General features: G+C 59.9%; 15 protein-coding genes and 2 pseudogenes. 4 read left to right on the forward strand and 13 right to left on the reverse strand.

Features of this window, described 5'->3' with window-relative positions:
- Window positions 1-6 precede the first annotated feature (6 nt).
- Window positions 7-1,689: pseudogene (locus U0023_RS32630) on the reverse strand (type IA DNA topoisomerase); the annotation flags it as partial.
- Window positions 1,690-2,616: 927 nt separating this feature from the next.
- On the opposite strand from U0023_RS32630, the gene U0023_RS32635 reads away from it, so the two are divergent.
- From U0023_RS32635 to U0023_RS32645, 3 genes are all read left to right on the forward strand, one after another.
- Window positions 2,617-2,772 carry a hypothetical protein gene (locus U0023_RS32635; protein ID WP_009489861.1) on the forward strand — a complete coding sequence of 52 codons (156 nt, stop codon included), beginning with the start codon at window positions 2,617-2,619 and terminating at the stop codon, window positions 2,770-2,772.
- 127 nt (window positions 2,773-2,899) lie between these two features.
- Window positions 2,900-3,040 (forward strand): hypothetical protein, encoded by a 141-nt coding sequence (locus tag U0023_RS32640; RefSeq protein ID WP_154660949.1) that lies wholly within the window; start codon window positions 2,900-2,902, stop codon window positions 3,038-3,040.
- A gap of 8 nt (window positions 3,041-3,048) precedes the next feature.
- Window positions 3,049-4,209: a hypothetical protein gene (locus U0023_RS32645; protein WP_009489859.1), complete on the forward strand. Its 1,161-nt coding sequence runs from the start codon at window positions 3,049-3,051 to the stop codon at window positions 4,207-4,209.
- 1,150 nt (window positions 4,210-5,359) lie between these two features.
- On the opposite strand, the pseudogene U0023_RS32650 reads toward U0023_RS32645, so the two are convergent.
- The 12 genes and pseudogenes from U0023_RS32650 to U0023_RS32705 form a co-directional block, all read right to left on the reverse strand.
- Window positions 5,360-5,639 (reverse strand): annotated as a pseudogene (locus tag U0023_RS32650) (transposase); the annotation flags it as partial.
- 184 nt (window positions 5,640-5,823) lie between these two features.
- Window positions 5,824-6,594, reverse strand: a complete 771-nt coding sequence (locus tag U0023_RS32655; protein WP_009489853.1) for an ABC transporter permease — start codon at window positions 6,592-6,594, stop codon at window positions 5,824-5,826.
- Window positions 6,595-6,643: 49 nt separating this feature from the next.
- Entirely contained in the window at window positions 6,644-7,645 is a 1,002-nt protein-coding gene (locus tag U0023_RS32660; protein ID WP_009489851.1) for an ABC transporter substrate-binding protein, read from the reverse strand.
- A gap of 24 nt (window positions 7,646-7,669) precedes the next feature.
- A complete protein-coding gene (locus U0023_RS32665) occupies window positions 7,670-8,464 on the reverse strand; it encodes a nucleoside phosphorylase (RefSeq protein ID WP_009489849.1) in 795 nt (264 codons plus the stop codon).
- The gene (locus U0023_RS32670; RefSeq protein ID WP_009489848.1) at window positions 8,461-9,216 is read right to left on the reverse strand and encodes an ABC transporter permease; all 756 of its coding nucleotides are present in this window, start codon (window positions 9,214-9,216) and stop codon (window positions 8,461-8,463) included. The genes U0023_RS32665 and U0023_RS32670 overlap by 4 nt, the downstream gene beginning before the upstream one ends.
- Window positions 9,213-9,950 (reverse strand): ABC transporter ATP-binding protein, encoded by a 738-nt coding sequence (locus U0023_RS32675; RefSeq protein WP_040638106.1) that lies wholly within the window; start codon window positions 9,948-9,950, stop codon window positions 9,213-9,215. The genes U0023_RS32670 and U0023_RS32675 overlap by 4 nt, the downstream gene beginning before the upstream one ends.
- Window positions 9,951-11,053: 1,103 nt before the next feature.
- Complete coding sequence (locus U0023_RS32680; protein ID WP_009489846.1) at window positions 11,054-11,473, reverse strand: Protein of unknown function (DUF2393); 420 nt, start codon at window positions 11,471-11,473, stop codon at window positions 11,054-11,056.
- A 7-nt stretch (window positions 11,474-11,480) separates the two neighbouring features.
- A complete protein-coding gene (locus tag U0023_RS32685; protein WP_009489845.1) occupies window positions 11,481-12,299 on the reverse strand; it encodes a TIGR02587 family membrane protein in 819 nt (272 codons plus the stop codon).
- 229 nt (window positions 12,300-12,528) lie between these two features.
- Window positions 12,529-12,738, reverse strand: coding sequence for a hypothetical protein (locus tag U0023_RS32690; protein WP_009489843.1), 210 nt, complete (start codon window positions 12,736-12,738; stop codon window positions 12,529-12,531).
- Window positions 12,739-12,755: 17 nt separating this feature from the next.
- Entirely contained in the window at window positions 12,756-13,655 is a 900-nt protein-coding gene (locus tag U0023_RS32695) for a CBS domain-containing protein (protein ID WP_009489842.1), read from the reverse strand.
- A 274-nt stretch (window positions 13,656-13,929) separates the two neighbouring features.
- Window positions 13,930-14,151 (reverse strand): hypothetical protein, encoded by a 222-nt coding sequence (locus tag U0023_RS32700; protein ID WP_009489841.1) that lies wholly within the window; start codon window positions 14,149-14,151, stop codon window positions 13,930-13,932.
- 12 nt (window positions 14,152-14,163) lie between these two features.
- A complete protein-coding gene (locus U0023_RS32705) occupies window positions 14,164-14,415 on the reverse strand; it encodes a helix-turn-helix domain-containing protein (RefSeq protein WP_009489840.1) in 252 nt (83 codons plus the stop codon).
- Between the two features lie 512 nt (window positions 14,416-14,927).
- Between U0023_RS32705 and U0023_RS32710 the strand changes: the two genes are divergently transcribed.
- On the forward strand, window positions 14,928-15,116 hold the full coding sequence (locus U0023_RS32710; protein ID WP_009489839.1) for a hypothetical protein: 189 nt from the start codon (window positions 14,928-14,930) through the stop codon (window positions 15,114-15,116).
- The last annotated feature ends 39 nt before the right edge of the window (window positions 15,117-15,155 follow it).

A 15,155-nucleotide genomic window follows, 5' to 3' on the forward strand; every position in this document is an offset into this window, starting at 1 on the left:
GGTATTACCCTTCAGCAACTCAACATACTGGCTCTTATGCAGCTTCGGCAGGATCGTGTCGCGGGTTGCGGCAGTCCCGAGGCCCTTGGGCTCATTTGGGTTGGCCGGGTTCTCGAGAGCCGCTTTGAGTTTGGGGTCTTCCACCTGATCGACGAGGCGACCCATGACGACGGGTAACTCGCCGCGGGTGATCCGGCGTGGTGGTTCAGTTTTCGCTGTCTCGATCCGAGCGTTGGTTGCCTTTCCAGGCTCGTTGTCGCGGATCAGCGGGAGACGTCCGGTAGTGGGCTCTTCGTCCGGCTTGGCCTTGCCTGGGACAGCCTCGTTCTCCTCGTCAGCCTCGGCTCCATACACCGCCCGCCAGCCAGGCGACTTGATCACGCTGCCGCTGACCGAGAAGCGCTTCGGACCAAGTTGTGTTGGGACCTGCACAGCGACTGTGGTGCGAGCGTCGATACCGTCCGCCAGGTGTGCTGCTAGAAAGCTCTTGGCGACCAGCTCCCAGAGGCGGAGATGCTCTCCGCTAATGCTGCCTGGCTGCGGCACCTTACGCAGCGGCACAATGGCGTGGTGCTCGCCTGGATCTTTGACGTAATGACCCTTGTTGCCCTTGCGGAACACGAGGTTGCTGGCGGCTGGCACGAGGCTGGCAAGATCAGTCAGTCTCCCGACAACACTCGCGATCACAGCACTGGCATCGCCTGTCTGACTCTCGGGCAGGTGCTCGGACTCAGTGCGAGGATAGGTCAGGTAGCCCTGATCGTAGAGCTCCTGTGCCAGCTTCGCCGTGTGCTGAGGATCCCAGCCGAACCGCTTGGCGCAGCGACGGGCGAGGGTGTCTTTTGAGAACAGGCGAGGGGGTGCCCGGCGCACATCCTTCTGCTCGACACCAAGCGGACCGGACCAGGAAGCGGCTGCCTGCTGAATCGTCTCGGCCACCTGTTTGTCGAGGATTTTGTCCTTTGGTGCGTGCCAGAGGGTGATCTCAGCTCGGCCATCTGTCGCGACAGTCAGAGCAATCTTGAAATAATCTTGCGGGACGAAATCACGGATGCGCTTCTCGAGATCAGCCAGGATCGCGAGCGTCGGAGTCTGCACGCCACCGAAGCGCCAGGGCTGTCGGAAAGCTGGTGGCCGGAGCCTTAAAGAGATGGCGCGCGTGCCGTTGAGCCCCAGGTGGTAGTCCTCATATTGGCGGCACAGGGCCTCCAGATACGCGGCATAGTCGCGTTCACCCGAGTCGGGCTCCTTGGCCATGGCCGCAAAGGCCCGCCGGATCGAGACCTCGTCAAGGGCACCGAGCTTGAGGCGATCTACCCGACCTCGATAGCCAAGATGTTCGAGCACCTCCCAGGCAATCATCGAGCCCTCCCGGCCTGGGTCGGTGGCAATGATGACCCGCTCCACGCCCTGAAGAGCTTGCTTGATCGCCTCGATTTTTGGCTTGTGCGACTGGCCGGAGCGATTAGTGCCATATGTAACAGGGATACGATCGAGCACGATCGGCAGGGTATCAAGGCGCCAAGACTTCCATTCATCCCGAACATTGCCGGGCTCCTCGGCAGCTAAGAGGTGGCCCTCAGCCGAGACACAGACTGTGCTGGGTGATTTGAAGAACCGCTGCAGTTGGCGCATGGCCGAAGGCTTCTCGAAGAAGAACAGCGTGCGCGAGGATGATTGGGCGATCATAACCTACAATCGAACAATACTATTGCGGCTTACAGACCAAAGCGGGTGCAAGCCTGCAATTGAGAACGGATAGAGAACACTACTCGCAGTGACCTTGCTGGTCAACGGAAGGGTGGGCCTGGAGCCCGAGGAGCACTAACGGCACTCTGACCCAACCGGAGACAGGAAGCTCTCTCATGTCTTCAGAGCCTGCACGGCAGAAGCAGCGTTATCCGGCTAGGGGAATAGCTGGGCTGAATCAGGTTAGAGGATGAGTGCCGCGATTGTGACCGTCACACTTTATCCAAGAAACAGCAGCTCGCACGCCAGTTCAGCAGCGGAAGTCGAAGCAGCTAAGTTACTCTTCTGATTCAATAAAGTGGCGGAGAGGGGGAGACTCTCCGGGATCTTCCCGTTACCCAAGGCTTTTCAAGGATTTAGCGGTACCCCATGCCCGTCCTGTGTAGCACCCCGGTGCTGCTCTCGGCAACCAGCATTTGGCATGAGAATCTGAGCCAAGAGTGGTAGCTCAGAGAATATCTTAATCCATGTTGAGCGTATGCCTCGGTCATAAGCTGCCCGTCAGCCAATGTCCTCGGCCCGCCGGTGCAAACGTCAGACATGCGGCGAGCAGCAGAATGAGCCGCAATCAACCCTAAAATAACGAAAACGGTTCTATCCAGTGGCGCCAGATTAGATCCGGGCCAAAGGCAATGATGAACCACCTCAAGCACACCACACTCGCTGTCACCCTCGTCCTCTGCGCCGCCCCGGCGCTCGCGCAGGGCAAGTCCAAAAACCTCATCCCGCTAGAGCCGCGGCATCTACGAGGAAGCCGAGATCCCGTGCAAGCAACGCAGCAACGCCACCGCGCGGTCTTTCTGGGGCGATGCCCTGAACAGCTCCCGCACCGAGTGTAAGATCACGGGCCTCAAGACTGAGGCCAATGTGTACTCCTTCACCGCGAGCTGCGCGGATGACGGCTCCGAGGACCGCTACAAGATGCCGTACGTCGTCACGGTCAAGGACAAGAAATCCTTCACGCTCAAGACCGAGGACGGTACCACCGACTACCGCTGGTGCGCGTACAAGATGTTCGACTGATCGAATCGCCACCTGACCAAGGCGCCTGGCCCTAAGGCTAGGCTGCCTGTTCCTTCTTTGCCTTTCCCAGGACCTAGATGACTTCCCTCAAGTTTGCCAGGTCGGCTTCGTCGTTCACATCGCCTTCGTGGCTGGCAATCCAAAGGACCCGCCGCCGCTCGACCTGACGATCCCGGACCGCCAGACCTTCATCGTGACCCATCCCGCCGTCTGCGACGGTAAGACCCAGACAACCTACCGCTGGTGCGCCCAGCGCTACGACAAGTAGTGAAACCCATGGCACGTTCTTACAAGCATCTCTTCGGCCTCGGCACCGTTCTGGCAGCCAGCGTGGCGCTCTCGGGCTGCTACATGACCAGCGACCCGGTGGTCCAGAAGGGCGACGCCATGCCCTGGGGCGACAATGCCGTCTGCACACTGGACGGCAAGAACTACGCCTTGGACTTCACCAAGCCCGAGAAGGACGCGGCTGGCGGCACCGTCTACAAGCGCAACGGCGAGGAGTACACCTTCAAGCGCATTGAGGATGACCTGTACCTCGTGCAGCTCAAGGGCAAGGGCGGCTATCGCTACGGCTACCTGTTCAACCAGGGACAGAAGGGTACGCGCATCCTTTCCTTCCCGCAGGAGCCTGGGCAAGGCCTGGCCAACCTCGCCCGCGAGGCTGATGTGATGCTCTCTCGGTCAAAGACCATCGAGGGCTGGACGGAGATGGACGCCCGCAAGCCAACCGACATCGAGAAGTTCCTCACGTCGGTCAAGATCGGCGATCTGAAGCCCGCCGGCGAGTGCTCGTTCACCAAGGCCCCGGCCAAGGATGCGGTGATCCTCGGCCCCCTGAGGCGCAACATGCTGCGCGACGATGTCCTGGCGCTTAAGGGCGCGGAGGAATGCAGCCTCGCGGACGTCTGCTTCGATCTAGTCGAGGGCGGCTTCGCCGCCGGCCTCGGCGGCAATGGTGCCAAGGGCACCGTGACCGTCTCCTTCACCGAGGAGGGCATCAGTCGGGTCGAGACGCAGATCAACGGCTTGTCCGTCGACGCGCTCACCGACAAGACCAACGGCGTGGGCTCCATCTCCGGAGGGCCCAACATGTCCGATTCCATCCCCGTCCTGTTCGGGATCAACAGTGTCGACCTCGATTTCACCAACCCGGAGAGCATCCGCAGTGGGCCACAGGCCGAGAAGCGCGCCCGGGACGCCATCGCGAAGCTGGACGGCCTTAGCAAGGGGGGCAAGGAGTTCTTCGGCGCCCCCGACTTCCGCCGCATCCGGCTCATTTTCGCCCCGAAATCCTCTGTAGTGCGCGCCGCCGGCGTCAAGGGCTACCAGCAGGCCATCGCCAAGATGGAGGACGCTAAGGTGCCGTTCCAGGATTTCGGTATCACCAAGACAGAGAAGGGCCTGTACGACATGCATGTGGTGATCCAGCCGTGAGCCGCCGCAACTGGAGCGTCTCGGGTCTGAGGCCTGAATCACGTCACCAAGTGTTGGTTCGAAGATGTCGTCCAAACGGCAAAAGGCTTGGCGGAACTTTTTGGCGGAGACAGCCCTGGATACTCCCGATTTCGACGGTTTCTCCCGCCTTCAACCCGTTGAAATCCGGCTCCTCCCGAGGGAAGCCGTCAGCGGAGGTTCCGAATGGTAGCTTCCGTTGAAAGAGTTTGCCGCGCACCGTCTGAGTGGAGAGGTCGCAAAGATCATTGAAGCGGCCAAGCTTGCCCTCGGTTGGCGGCCAAGCTCCGTTCTTCGCTCCTCGTGACCAGAGCCTTATTGGCTGGGAACCCGAGCCCGTGCCGCTCGATCATTCGAGGAGCGGTTAAAGCCGGATTTTGATTGGCTGATCGATACGCAAGGATTGCCGCCCATGATCATGAGAATGGTGGCGCCCTGGAGCGTGGCTTCGCGGGGCATAAATCCCTGGCCACGTGACTTGGCAGGCGGTTGCGACGTAGGAACAAATCCTGAACGAGTCTGGGACCCTGTGCGCCGATCCCTGCATTTCGGTGCCGTTCCAGGGCCTGGCCGCTTCCGGCGCGTGCCTCCTGGGCGGACACGCCGCAATGTCGGAAACCCTTCAATCTCAGGGACTTGACGGGGTCGGTGGGTAGCAGGGACTCGAACCCCGAACCTGCGGTTTTGGAGACCGAATGCCATGAATGTAAAAGCCCCAGAAACGTCAAAGGGTTAAGAGGGACAAAATTGCCGAGTCTGGGAGTTGTCTGGCACTTTGCGTGCCCGCGATCCATTCTGCGGGGGTCCCAAGACTGAGCTCCGCTGGAAGTTCCGGTCCGGCGCCTGCCGTCAGGAGATGCAAATGATGTCGAAGGATTAGCCTGCCGATATCCATGTCACGGCAACAGCAATCCTTGACAGTCGCTCGACGGTCCGTGGCAAAGCCCAAGCCAGAATGTGCCGGCATGTCATTCCGTACTCTGGATCGGATGGTGTTGATCTCCGCCCTCATCTTCTCAGGGCCAAGTCAGACTTGCGATGGTGGCCACGACCGGCTCAAGCATTCCCGTCGTCGATGGTATAGGACGGCGATGGAGCGCTCTGGGCGCTATTGGTGGAAAGAGAACTGGTGGCGAGCAGGCCTTAAAGCTTTCGCTTGATGACGTCCTGCAGCATCTCCCGGTCGAGCGTCAGATCTGCGACGATCTTCTTGAGGCAGGCATTCTCGTCCTCGAGCTGCTTCAGGCGCTTCATCTCGGACGGCAGAAGGCCATCATATACTTCTTCTTCCAGTTGAAGTAGGTCGCTTGGCTGATCCCCGCCTTGCGGCAGATCTCCGCCACGGGCGTTCCATCCGTGCCCTGCTTAAGGATGAACGCCTTCTGGGCGTCCGTGAACCGTGCTGCCTTCATGGGTCTCCCGCTCCTTCCCAGCCAGGGAAAATACCGCGGAAACCTCTAACCCAAACTGGTTCAGTTTTAAGGGATCAGATCATTGCTGGTCACCGGAAGGAGAGGCTAGACCTATGCTGCCGAGTTAACATCTAACCGACTGGACCTTTTCCCGACCAGCGCACATTGCAGCGGGCGTTGTCCATCAGCCCTCTATGGCTATCTGACTGGTATGCCAGCTTAGCATGTGTCTTTCGCAGAGCCGGATGACCTCGTGGAAGCCCCAGCCGATCGTGGATAAAATCAGAATTGCAACGATAACCACGCTGGCATCGCCATTCTCTTGTCCTAAGCTGAGGAGGTAACCGAGCCCGTAGGTCGCTCCCATGAGCTCGCCGATGACAGCCGCGGTAACAGCCTGGGTCGAAGCAATGCGAAAACCGGCCAGGATAGGCGGCAACGAAAAAGGTAGCTCTATACGTCGAAAGCGCTGCCACGCGCTTAAATGGAGAAGCGTGCCAAGATCTTGATACGGCTTTTCGACAGCCGCAAATCCCGCCGCGGCACCAGCCATTACTGGGAAGAAGGTCACAACCGCAATAAGGGTTATTTTCGGCCCCATATCCAATCCAAGCCACAGGAGAAGCAAGGGTGCGATCGCAATCTTGGGTGCCGTCTGCAGGAGCAAAACAAGGGGGGACAGCAGGCGACCGAGGAGGGGCACTCGCACGAATAGCCACCCGAACGCAACACCGAGAAAGCCCCCAAGAATAAATCCAGCGCCAATCTCAGCAAGAGTCACGCGGATGTGCTTCGTGAGCTCGGCGGTTTGCGCGAGGAAAACAAAGCGTGACGCAATCGCATCCGGTGCGGGGAGCAAATAGGCCGGCACATTCGTCACAAGGACAAAAATCCACCAGATGGCTATCGCAATGGCTAGCGAGCGTAAGGCGGTCAGTATGTTGATTACCGTCATTGTGACCCGTGGGTGAGTTAGCCCCCGCCTGACGGCGGAGGCCACAGGACTAAGCTTTGATATCGCTGGGTTGGATCACGAGATCTTCGGCCTTGAAGCCCTTCTCGATCACTTTGTATTCGGCCAGGATATCAATGTTCTTCTGCCAAGCGCTGAGATCAGCCGCGCCAATCCCCTTCTGTTTCGTTAGTGAACTTTGCCAAATTGATGGGATGAACGAATCTGTGAAAGCGCGCTTCAGCACAGCCTCCTGCCCCTTCCAAGTCTGGGCATGCTTATCGATTGCGATTGCTAAAGCCTCATCAACATGACCATCGATAACCCACTGGATTGCCTCACTAAGGGCAGTATTGAAGCCGCTCACTGCCTTTGGGTTGCTCTGAAGATACCGATCGCCAGTCACAACGACGTTACCAAACGACGGCAGGAAGTCGTTTGACGAGATCATGCCGACCTGCACACCTTCCGCTTCAAGGTTGTAGCGCCGCAGTTCCGAGAAAACGATGGCGTCAACCTTGTCGGCTTGCAGAGCCTGCACAATCGCCCCGGTGGCAATCACTTCTACATTGACATCATCCAGCTTCAGACCAGCCTGCTTCAGCCCGACTTGAAGCTGAAGGTAGTTAGGACTTCCGAGGCTTGTGACCGCAACAGTCTTCCCTTTCAGATCAGCGAAACTCTTGATATTCTTAGAGGTTTTGAAAAGGGTCGCTCCAATACCACGTTGGTAAGTGGTATGAACGACCTTGGTGGGAAGACCATTGGCTTTCGCAGCAATGACCGCATCGCCATTCGGAAAGCCGAATTGGACATTTCCGGCTGCCACGTTGCGCATAATGTCCGCGGCGGCGGCGTAAACGATGCGAACCTCGAGGCCATTCTTCGCGAATAGACCTTTCTCTTGGGCTACATAGATCGGAGCGTAAAATGGAACGGCTGCCCCATCGATTTGCAGGGTCACCGCCTCAGTGCTTTGAGCCCCCGCGATACGGGGGAAGAAGCCTGCGGCTGTGGCAAATGCACCACTTGCGAGAAATGTTCTACGCTTCATCAGAGAGCTCCCGGATTGGACGCGTTACCGAGCGTCGAGAAATGATACTGCTGTTGCCGCAAGACGAATAAGATTGTGCTGAGTTTCTTCGTAGTCTTCTAGCCATTGATCTGTCGCGCGATTGCCATGGACCGCCAAAACAGCGCCGACCTGAACTCCGAGGGCCCGGCCGACAGCGAATAGCGCTTCACATTCCATGTCCATACCGACAGCGCCTGCCTCGGTAAGCTGTCGCATCAGGCCAGCTGTTGGCAACTCCCGAGGGTCGGCGCCGGGCCGAGCCAAACGCTCTTGGCCCCAGTAGTAGGAATCCGTGGTGTAGATTGCGCCCCTGCGGAACGGAAGGTTGAGCGCCTTCGCTGCACGCTCAAGCGCCTCCACGATCTCTGCTGATGCGGGGATTGGCTCACTTGAGCGATCATAGACACGGGCAGTTCCTGTATTGCGAAGGGCTGTGTCTACAATCAGGAACGAGCCAAGAGGCATGCTCGGGTCAGTTGCTCCCATGCCTCCAACCCGGATCCCTCTTTTCATCCCAAGGTTAGCAAGCTCCACCACTGCAATCTCGGTTGAGGGACCCCCTATTCCTGTTGAGCAAACCGTGATCGGCGCGTCGTTCCACATGCCACGGGCCATTTGAAATTCCCGCCGACGCCCAATCTCTTTCACTTGCTTTAGGACACTTGCCGTCTTCGAAACCCGGTCTGGATCCCCTGGAAGAAGGACCGACGGCATCACGTCCGTTGCCTCGCAGGGTAAATGAGTAGGGCGCCCCTCAAGCCAGGGGAAGGCAGCTGAACGTGATGCTGTGTTGGTCATGGCTGGTCTCGCCAAGATAGGAAGCGACGCTCGAGAAGTTCGATGATTTGGTAGACGGCAATGCCCAAGAGCGCCGTTACGATGACAGCGGCGAAAAGAAGAGGCGTCTTGTAAGTGGCCGTCGCAAACGTCATCAGGTATCCTAGGCCCTGCTTGCCAGCCATCCATTCAGCAAGAATAGCACCGACTACAGCTTGCACGGCCCCCACGCGAAGACCAATGAAGATCTCGGGAAGGGCGGACGGGAACTCAATTCGTTGGAAGCGCTGCCATAGACTGAGATGAAGCACCTGCGCTAGATCATGGAGGCGTCTGTCGACTGAGCGGATGCCGATGAGGGTCGCGATCAGAACCGGAAAGAAGACAAGCGATACAATTAGGATGAGTTTGGATGTGACGCCCAGACCAAACCAAATGACAAAAAGGGGCGCTAGAGCAATCTTTGGCGCGGTTTGCAAGAATAGGATTGGACCAGACAGCCAGCGTTCTACCCGCGCACTCTTTGCCAGAAGAAGCCCACTCGCAATACCTAAGAGCACTCCTACGGCATAGCCTGAGACGAGAATAGTGACGGTATAAATAAGATGGCTGAAAAGCTGTCCTTTAGCAGCCTCTAGAAGAGCATTCCAAACAGAGATCGGAGAAGGCAGCAGGAATTCAGGAACATCATAGATACGCGTATAGAGATCCCACGCGACAACGATGGCTGCGATAGCGAAAGTGGTCTCAATGACTCTCCAAAAGCCTTTCATCGTAGGTCCCGCCGAAGGTCAGCCATCAACTGGTGGAACGCTGGATCCAATTTCGTGCCTTCCCCTCGAGGGCGAACAAGATCCACATTGTAGACGTTCTTGATACGGCCGGGACGTGACGACATCACAACTACCCTGTCGGAAAGGTAAGCAGCTTCTTCGACGCTGTGCGTTACGAACAGAATAGTCTTCTTCGTTTGCGCCCAGATCGAAAGGAGCTCATCGTTTAGTCTATCGCGAGTGATGAGATCCAAGGCGCCAAAAGGCTCATCCATCAGGAGCAGCGACGGATCATACGAGAGTGCACGCGCGATAGAGACCCGCTGACGCATTCCACCCGACAATGCGCGGGGTAAGGCAGTTTCGAAACCATTCAGCCCCACGAGCTTTAACAAGTCCACAGCACGGCTATCAGCCTCAACCCGGGCGACCCCCGCTGTATCAAGAGGGAAGCGAACATTCTCAAGCGCGGAGAGCCACGGTAGGAGAACCGGCTCTTGAAACACAAAGCCGACGCGCTGCCGGGATGAACTTCTATCGTCGACCTCGATAGATCCACCACTTGCCGTCTCTAGACCAGCGAGAATGCGCAATAGAGTCGACTTCCCGCAACCAGAGGGGCCGATGATGCTAACGAACTCGCCGCGGCTCACATCAAGATCAGTTGGACTTAACGCCGTTACCGCAGCGCCATTGATCGAAAAGTCTTTGTGAACACCTCGGATTTTAATCATTCGTCTGTTCGCACCTGAGGGTGTTAGCCATGGACTTGAAAGTCCCCGTTGCACTGACACACTCAGCCCCTTGCAGACAAGCTTCGACGAGCATGCATCCTGACTTCTTTTGTCAAAAACTGGGCAAATCCTGGTCACCGGCGGCCGCGCACTGAAACTCCGTAGCATCACGATGTGGGCAGTCGGTTGATCAGCGCCATAAAGCCGATGGCAACTTCTTTAGAAAGCCTGCCTAAGCCTCGGATAATCAGACCTGTTCAAGCAGCCAACTGAGCTACTCCTGACAAGGCGCATTGCTAGGCTCCTCGGTGGCCGAGAGGTAGGTCTCGGCCGAGACACAGGTCGTCATAAGCGAGTTGAAGAGCCGCTGCAGCGTGCGGGGCGCTGAGAACAATGTTATATTATGAAATTTGAAGCCCGATCGGGATGCACGGCCACAGCGATGCTGTGACGCTCGCCTCATGAATGAAAAGAGAGTGTCACTCGCAGAGAAAACCTTGGTCAAGGGACTGGTAGGACTACCAGGCTGAGCCCTTATCCGCACTTTAACTAAACGTGAGACCAGGATCTTTCTGCTGTCTTCATTGCCTGCACGGCCGAAACAACATTATCTGCCTAGATGGTCATAGCTGTGTAGGCAGCAGATTAGAGGATGAGTGCCGCGATCGTGACGGTCACACATTATAAGAGAAACAGCAGCTCGCACTTCAGCCCGGTAGCGGAAGTCGAAAAAACTAAGATGCTCTTTTCATTGAATTAAATGGCGGAGAGGGGGAGACACCGCATAATCTTCCATAACCCATGATATATCAATGACTTAACGGCACCAATAAGAGCCCTGTGTAGCACTCCCTTGGAGCACACGGCAACGACGATCAGGTATCAGATCCTTGGCGCAATGGCGGTAGCCCACGAGGCCTCAAGGCTGCCCACTTGATGAATATGTGACTGCCTCGTTGGGCAGCACACCCTTGAGAACCTGCACCGCAGCCAACAGCGGATGTATTGGGTTGGCTGTTGTGCCCAGCCCATGCCGTGGCGCGCTGGCCAGAGTTGAAGAGCCGAGCCCAACCACCGTTGCGCCCCAGGTGCGAACCACCGGTTCAGGGCTCGGCGAACCCCGTGGCCCGTACGGCCAATGCTCCGGTTCGCGGATCACGGGTGAAGAACAGCCCGCCGCGCCGGGCCGAATGCCCCGGGATGTAGTCGAGCACAACCCGGCTGACCTCCTCCCCGCCATCCGCGGACACCTTGCCCTCGACCTCAACCTGAGCGGCCGCCTCGCCTGCGCCGTTGCGCGCGCGGAACAGGACCCGGTAGCCACCCTCTACGGGCGCCACGTTCTCGACTTGGACGGTGATCACGGGCGGTGTGGTAGCCCCGTGGAACGCCTGCCAGCCGATCACGCCGAAGACGCCGAGGACGAGGAAAAGTCCGATCCCGGCGGCCAGCCACTCCAACCATGGTACCCGCTGCGCCGGCTTTCCGGTCTGGATCTCGCCCGTCTTGTATTGCCGGTTCATCGCTGCCTCACACTACCAGCCGCGCCGTCGCGGCGCCAAGCGACGCCGGGAAGCCCAGCACCACCAGCATGTTCGCGATCTCGGCCACGGCCACGCCGTCCGTCCGTCCGAAGCTCCAAAGCACATACAGGCTTACCAACAGGGCGATGCCGTAGCCGGCCATGGTGAAGTGCAGGAACGTCGACAGGAATGTTCCGCCCTCGGGCCGGCTCTCCTGGCCCGAGAACCCAATGCTGTAGACGAAGGCGTGCAGGAGCAGGAGGGAGAACACTCCCAGCGCCAAGGCGTGCCATGGCGTCATCTGGAAGGCGATCAGGATCATCTCCTCCGTCGGGGCCATGTTGAAGGCCAGGAACAGAGCGCCGGCCAGCATCAGGAAGAGCTCGCCGGCATAGCCGGCCTCCTGCTTGCGCTCCTCCTCGGCCTTCATGTCCTGCTCGGCCCCAAGTTGCTTGCGCCCGAGCATGGCGCCGATGCTGGCCGGCACACTCTGCAGCGCCACCCGGCCAACGATTTCACCCCAGCCCATGTCGAAGGTGATCACCGCAAGCGCCACGAGCAGCAGGGCGGACGTGATCACGCCGACCCCAAAGGCGGCGAAGGCGTCCATGGCGTCCTCCTTGAGGCTGAAGGTCTTCTCGAAGCCGGAGAAGTAGGAGAGCCCGACAAGCACCGCGAGAGTGAACCCCATGAGCAGCAGCAGGCGACCACGACCCATGGCAAAGCCGAGCGACCACATCTCCATGGTCATCAGCAGCGGCAGGCCGAACAGGATCGCGCCGCCGAAGGCACGCGTCAGGCCGATGGCATAGCGTTCGCTGGTCACAGTCACCTCGTTTGTCGGCCCTGCTCCCACGCCTCAGGCCGAGGAAGCTTGGCCTTGAGGGGGAACCCGCCGTCCGGCTCCAGGTTCCCCCTCCCTCTCAGGACCCATGCCTTCGCCCCGACCTCCCGCGCCACCACCACGGCGGCCGGACCCGTGCCGTGGCTTGATGCCGGCAATGGCAGATCCGGCGCGAATGAGGTCGACATGCAAAGGCTCACGGGGCCCATCCCTATGCCTCCCGAGATCGGGGGATGTCCGGCGCTCCGCGGGAACTCCGGTACGTCTCCCGGGTCACCCACGTGGCGAAACCGAGGACGGCGGCGGCGTAGGCCGCAAGGACCGTCCCGGAATCGATCATCATCGCCCCGAGGGTTCCGAGCATCAGGCACACGCCACCGAACAGGATGGCGGCATTCAGGATGGCACGAGATCGCGTCATCGGACCCTCCTCCCTGTTCAGGATACGGAGCGGGGCCGCAGGACCAGGCGGTCCTGGATGGAACGGATCCCCGGCGTGTTCTCGGCGGCGACGAGGATCGCCTCGCGTTCGGCCGCCGAATCCACCACCCCGGCGATGTCGACGTTGCCGCGATGCACCGAGATGTTGATCAGCGGATGAGAGGGCGTCACCGCCTTCACCCGGTCCATGAGGTCACGCAGGATGGCATCATCCGTGGGAGGATCCGCGAATACGGCGGCCTGGTGACGTGCCACTGCCTTGACGAGGTCGCTGCGGCTGACGATGCCGACAAGATGACTCCCGCGGACGACGGGCATCCGCTTGAGCCGCCGCTTCTCCATGATGTCGGCAGCGTCCGCGAGCGTCATGGCCTCGGTGGCCGTGACCACCTGCGGCCTCATCACGTGCTGCGCCTTGCGGCCATGGGTCCGCACGTAGTCGGCGGCCTCCGCCTCCACGTCGGTGAGGACCTTGCGCCACCACGGCCGCCGGCGCTCCGTCCCGATCTCGGCCCGCCGGATCAGGTCGCCCTCGCTGACGATGCCAAGCAGACGCCCGTCGGCTCCGATCACGGGCACGGCGCTGATGCGCTTGCCGGCCAGAACATTGGCGATCTCGCTCACCGGGGTGGCCGTCGAGACGGAGACCACATCGCGCGTCATCACATCCGCGACTGTGAGCGGGGATGATACCGCGCCCGAAAGCGGGTGCTGCGGCCTGCGGCCCTGACCATGGGGACCGCGGGGCGTCGAGCGGCCGAAGGCCTCGCGCCGCAGGCGCCATGGCATCAGCGCGATGCGGCCGCCATCGTCCGGCATGGACGATTGGCCAAGGGCCAGGGACAGCAGCCGGTGCGGCGTCAACGGCTCGGTCAAGCGGTGATGGCGTGCAGTCATGTTGTCTTCTCCCACGCGGCGCAGCATGCCAAAGGCTGAAGGACGATCCTGATGGGGCGCATGCCGCGCCGGCCCCTGAAAGGGCACTAGGAATCCGAGGATGGTTCAGGAGTCGTCATGGCCCCGAATGGCGGGCCGCCGTGATGGGGCATGCCGGCCTTCGGGGTTCAGCAGCCTGGGAGGAGGTGCCCCGCGCAATGATCGGAAAAGTGACGCAGCGTATTCATGACACCCTTAAGGTAAGTAGAAGATCCACGAATTCAAGCTAGGGCCGTCACGAGCGACGGGGAGCCCCGGCCGCCACCGCCTGTGCGACCCTGATCCAGTGCCTGAGGCGGCCGGCATCCTGCCGGTTGAACGCGGCGCGGCGTTTGAGGTCATCGAAGCTGTCGTCGCGGCAGGCGCGCTCGAACTGCTCGCGGGCCAAGGCTTCGATGTCCTCCGAGGTGGATGCCCCATTGCGCAGGCTCGCGGTGCGTTGGGCATGACTCGACATCTTGCTCTCCTCTCACAGATGCGACATGGGCTTGAGGCCCACATGAGCCTGATTTTGTGCTCGCTGGGCGTACTCCCGCGCAAGGCGGCTCACGGTGCTGGCGCTCAGGCCCAGACGGACCGCAATGGTGGCGTAGTTCAGGCCCCGCGCCTTGAGTGCCATGATGTGCGAGGACCGCCGCTCGATCTCGGCCTCGCGGCGGGCACGCTCCTCGGGTGTCGTCACCCGATAACTCAAGGATCTCTTCTTCGATTCTCTGCTCATGATACCCTGCCGAAAAGCGCGGCGGCGGGACGTGCATGCGCCCGCACCTCAATCCGACTTGATGTTTTGATCGGCTTCCTCACCCCGGGTCCGCGTGCCCGCACGGCGGACCCGGGCTAGCGTCCCGCGACCAGAGTTCCGGCGCGGCAGCGGCCGCGATGATGTGTGAGAAACGGCACCATGATGGAGCAAGCTTAGGCTGCCTCACGGCTTTGTCAAACCGCGCCTTCCGACGCGGGCAGTAACCTTGACAATCATCCTGGCGCAGCCGACATTGAAGAGGTCATGTCCAGGATCCGTACCTTTTCCGCATTGCGCGCAGGCCGTCTGAAGACGGGAGCCTGAGCCCCGGACGCTTCCAGTCCGGGGTTGAACGGTCCACGGCAAAACCCAACCCGCCTCAATCCCATCGTCATCCGCCGCGTGGATTGATCCGGCGTACACGGGTTTCTGCAATCACCATCCAATCGCAATGAGCGGCCGTCTCGCAGAGGCTGCCGCATGGTGAGGTCATGTCCATTGTCATCCTTGCAACCTTCTTTGTCCTGACGCTCGCGCAACTCATCTTCTGGGAGCGTCTGGGCGAAGCATTCGGCTACGCGGCGTCGGTCAGCGTCCTGGGTCTGTTCGCATCCCTCACGCTGATCGTGATGGCTCAGGCCGCCGCAACCCAAAAATTCTTCGACGGAAGAGGCCAATGACACGGCTGCGGCCGTCCTGACCGCCTCCCGCACCAACCA

The sequence above is a fragment of the Microvirga lotononidis genome, assembly GCF_034627025.1.
In the GTDB taxonomy this organism is placed as follows: domain Bacteria; phylum Pseudomonadota; class Alphaproteobacteria; order Rhizobiales; family Beijerinckiaceae; genus Microvirga; species Microvirga lotononidis.

Bases quoted from the DNA above. Each gene is read 5' to 3' on its own strand.
- U0023_RS32645 (WP_009489859.1), top strand. From the start codon at position 3,049: ATGGCACGTTCTTACAAGCATCTCTTCGGCCTCGGCACCGTTCTGGCA.
- U0023_RS32655 (WP_009489853.1), bottom strand. From the start codon at position 6,594: ATGACGGTAATCAACATACTGACCGCCTTACGCTCGCTAGCCATTGCG.
- U0023_RS32660 (WP_009489851.1), bottom strand. From the start codon at position 7,645: ATGAAGCGTAGAACATTTCTCGCAAGTGGTGCATTTGCCACAGCCGCA.
- U0023_RS32665 (WP_009489849.1), bottom strand. From the start codon at position 8,464: ATGACCAACACAGCATCACGTTCAGCTGCCTTCCCCTGGCTTGAGGGG.
- U0023_RS32670 (WP_009489848.1), bottom strand. From the start codon at position 9,216: ATGAAAGGCTTTTGGAGAGTCATTGAGACCACTTTCGCTATCGCAGCC.
- U0023_RS32675 (WP_040638106.1), bottom strand. From the start codon at position 9,950: ATGATTAAAATCCGAGGTGTTCACAAAGACTTTTCGATCAATGGCGCT.
- U0023_RS32680 (WP_009489846.1), bottom strand. From the start codon at position 11,473: ATGAACCGGCAATACAAGACGGGCGAGATCCAGACCGGAAAGCCGGCG.
- U0023_RS32690 (WP_009489843.1), bottom strand. From the start codon at position 12,738: ATGACGCGATCTCGTGCCATCCTGAATGCCGCCATCCTGTTCGGTGGC.
- U0023_RS32695 (WP_009489842.1), bottom strand. From the start codon at position 13,655: ATGACTGCACGCCATCACCGCTTGACCGAGCCGTTGACGCCGCACCGG.
- U0023_RS32700 (WP_009489841.1), bottom strand. From the start codon at position 14,151: ATGTCGAGTCATGCCCAACGCACCGCGAGCCTGCGCAATGGGGCATCC.
- U0023_RS32705 (WP_009489840.1), bottom strand. From the start codon at position 14,415: ATGAGCAGAGAATCGAAGAAGAGATCCTTGAGTTATCGGGTGACGACA.
- U0023_RS32710 (WP_009489839.1), top strand. From the start codon at position 14,928: ATGTCCATTGTCATCCTTGCAACCTTCTTTGTCCTGACGCTCGCGCAA.